Here is a 3343-nt window from a genome sequence, read left to right on the forward strand (position 1 = left end):
GTCCATCAGGGCGCTGTCTTTACCTACCTTCGCAGCAGCGATTCTTTTGACAACGGAAACGGAAAGTACAAACGCTACTCCGGGTCCCTCTATCACACCTGGCTCGGAAACAACGGCCAGTATGTAGACGTCGTCGGCCGGATCGGCAAAGTCATGGGCAACAGTCATACCTTCCTGATTAATGGCACTCAGTCGGACAGCTCCTTCGGTACCTGGTACCAACAGGCCAGCGTCGAAACGGGCAAAACCTACGATCTGGAAGACGGCTGGTATTTTGAACCGCAGGCTCAATTGCAGTATACTCACATGAACAGCAAGTCCTACACCAGCAGCGACGGCATCCATCACGACTTAGACAGCGTCAACAGCTTCATCGGCCGCCTGGGCTTCCGGTTGGGACAGAAGCTGAATGAAAAGACGAGCTGGTACGTAAAAGGCGACATCCTCCATGAATTCTCCGGTGACGGCGGCATCATGCTGACCTCGGCCAATGACTTGGAACGAATCGATTACAACCGTGACGGCAAGGATACCTGGTACGACTTAGGTGCCGGTCTCACGGCAGAATTGAGCCCGGCCAGCAGCTTATGGTTCGAATTTGAACGCAAATTCAGCGGCACCTACAGCAATGATTGGGAATTCAACGGCGGTATCTCTTGGAAGTTCTAAGTCGTAAGTTATTCGCGATTCAAATTTATATCGAGTAAAGAAACTCCTTCATGGAAGTCTGATGAACCTCCGTGAAGGAGTTTTTGTATGTATGAGGCTAACCGAATTGACCAGCCTTAATGGAGGACATTAAGATGATTGTTTGTCATAGAGTAATTCAGTCTATTATAGATGAGGCATTGGGGAAATATATATACGACTTGAAATAAATATATAATAAACTTAAAATAGATATATAAATGAGATAATTTATACATACGACAGACAATAAACGATACTATTTATGAGCGTATTATGAATTATGTTGAACGGGAAACCGTTGTTGTTGTAATGAGGTGGTCAGTATGAGTTGTAGAAAAGTTAAAGGAGAGTTATTACGTGCGTTAGTATTAGGGGCTTTATTGAGTTCCATCTCTGCCGGTGTCGGGGCTGTCTCTCCCGTCGGTGAGGACATGATTTCAGGAGACTATGACCTGAAAGAAGAGCACTCACTGTTTAACCTTGGTCCTGATCAGAAGGCTGCGGCATCGGGAGATGTGTTCGTCGTTTCAAAGGGGACGGATATTGAAAACAAGGCCTACATTTTTGACGGTTCCGCAGGCGATGAGGGAACCTTGGATTTGGATATGAACGGCCATTCCTTATCTATCGATTCGGGAGCGCATATTTTCTATATCTCGAAAAACAACACCGGTTTAAATATTCATAATGCCGATACGATCAAAGCGTCTTCTAATTACAAGCCCATTGTCTATAGTGGTGTTGGAAATGGAAATTCTATCAGTTTACAGGCAAACAAGGATATTGTACTGACCCAATCAGCCCATGAGAAATCAGTGCCTTATATCTCCATACAGGGCAATAATCAGATGAATTTGAGTGCCGGCCATGATATTATTTTAACGAATAATGTGTCCGGCAATCTGCTGGATTTTCGAAATGGTGCAAAATTTCAAATGGACGCAGGTCATGATATTGTCTTTAATAAGAACAATAGTGAGCCCTATATTCCCAATCTGTATGTATCGAATGCCAATGCCGTAATCAATGCGGGCAACGATATTATTTATAACCGCATAATAAATGCGACGCCCATTGGTGTGGATAATGGTGGCAAGGCGTCTATAACGGCTAAAGGGAATATTATTTTCCATGAAGAGCGGGCAAGTAATCCGGTCGCAATTAATTTAGATCACAGTTCAGATTTTAAAATAGAAGCACAATCTATTCAGGGCAATCTGCAGCGCATGACCATGGTAGACGGTCGGTCTCACTTTGCGTTAAAGGCCAATGATCTTCAATTCATGTCACAGGGGCTGCCTGTGGAAGCCATTGCACCGAAATACGACCCCATGTTCACCAGCATGATTTCATCGACGCCCGGCAGCACGGTAGAGATTGAGGTCGGCAATTCAGTTAAACTATCGACAGAAATAACGGGAACGCTGTTGTATGCCCGCGTCGGCAGTATCGATATGAATGCCGGCAGTTCGATTTACCTACATAATGCCGGTCACAATGCCGAAGATTGGTTTCAGTCTAATGTAAGAACCCGAAGTGGTACGATTAATTTGACGACGGACGGTACGATTACAATCGATAATAAAGGCTCTATTGCGGCCTTTGCGGAATATGCAGGGGAGATTAATTTTAACGGCACGACGATTATACCGCAGACAGGTATCGGCGCCTGGTCGGACGATGAATCCAATATCAACTTTAACGGCGAAACCTTTATATCCGGTGCCGAAATCGGAGCTCAGGCGAAAACAGGGTCGGAGATTAATTTTAATGGTAAAACTGCCATGTCCGGTGCAGGTATCGGCGCCTGGGCCGAAACGGATCAGGATCTTTGGGCCGAAAGCTCATCAAAGATTATCTTCAATGGTACGGTAGACATGAATCAAGTTAAAACAGGTGCCAGCGCCCAATATAACAGCGACATCATCTTTAATAAGGGGCTCCATATTGACGCTGAAGACAATGCCTTCTACACCGAATCGGCAGGTCGCATCCAGGCTCTTGCCACCGGCGAAGATAAGATTATCAAAGGCAATATGCAGGCCCTTAATGGCCAAATTGACGTCCTCTTTGATACGTCCAACTCATCGTTTACCGGTGCGACCGAGCTTCAGGAAATTGAGAAAATATATTCCTATGATGACGAAGACGAGTACGATGATGATATTATCTATGATGATGACGATGTTATCTACGACGATGATGATGACTGGGGCGATTGGGAAGAGCCGGAAGAACCTGTCATCGATGAAACGCCGGTCATTAATATTTCCCTGAAAAACGGCGCTGTTTGGAACGTAACCGGCGACAGTACGCTGACCGATTTGGTTAATGATTCTTTCGTCAATCTGAGTGACGCTAATCGTACTGGCACCGGCCTTACGGCTCAGACCTTGTCCGGTACGGGCACGATGGTCATGGACCTCGACTGGAACAGTAACGGAGGGGCAAAGGAAAAGACGGTCAACAGCGATTACCTAAATGTTACGGAAAGTGCGACCGGGACACAGGCACTGGTAAGTGACAAAGCTTCTATGCATCTCGATGCCATGGGCGTCAATGACCGCCTCTACTTCGCTACTTTGGCCAACAGTGATGCCGTATTTACCAGCCCCATTACCCAGCGCAACGTACAAAAAGGCCATTTATACGA

2 protein-coding genes are annotated in these 3343 nt (G+C 46.0%); both read left to right on the forward strand.

What is annotated here, in order from left to right; genetic code table 11:
• The coding region (locus tag UCI88_RS07765) for an autotransporter outer membrane beta-barrel domain-containing protein (protein ID WP_330024167.1) at window positions 1-669 on the forward strand (669 nt) is incomplete at its 5' end.
• Between the two features lie 344 nt (window positions 670-1013).
• A partial coding sequence (locus UCI88_RS07770; RefSeq protein WP_330024168.1) for a hypothetical protein occupies window positions 1014-3343 on the forward strand: 2330 nt, incomplete at its 3' end.

It is taken from the genome of Megasphaera massiliensis (assembly GCF_036305205.1).
Lineage (GTDB): Bacteria > Bacillota > Negativicutes > Veillonellales > Megasphaeraceae > Megasphaera > Megasphaera massiliensis.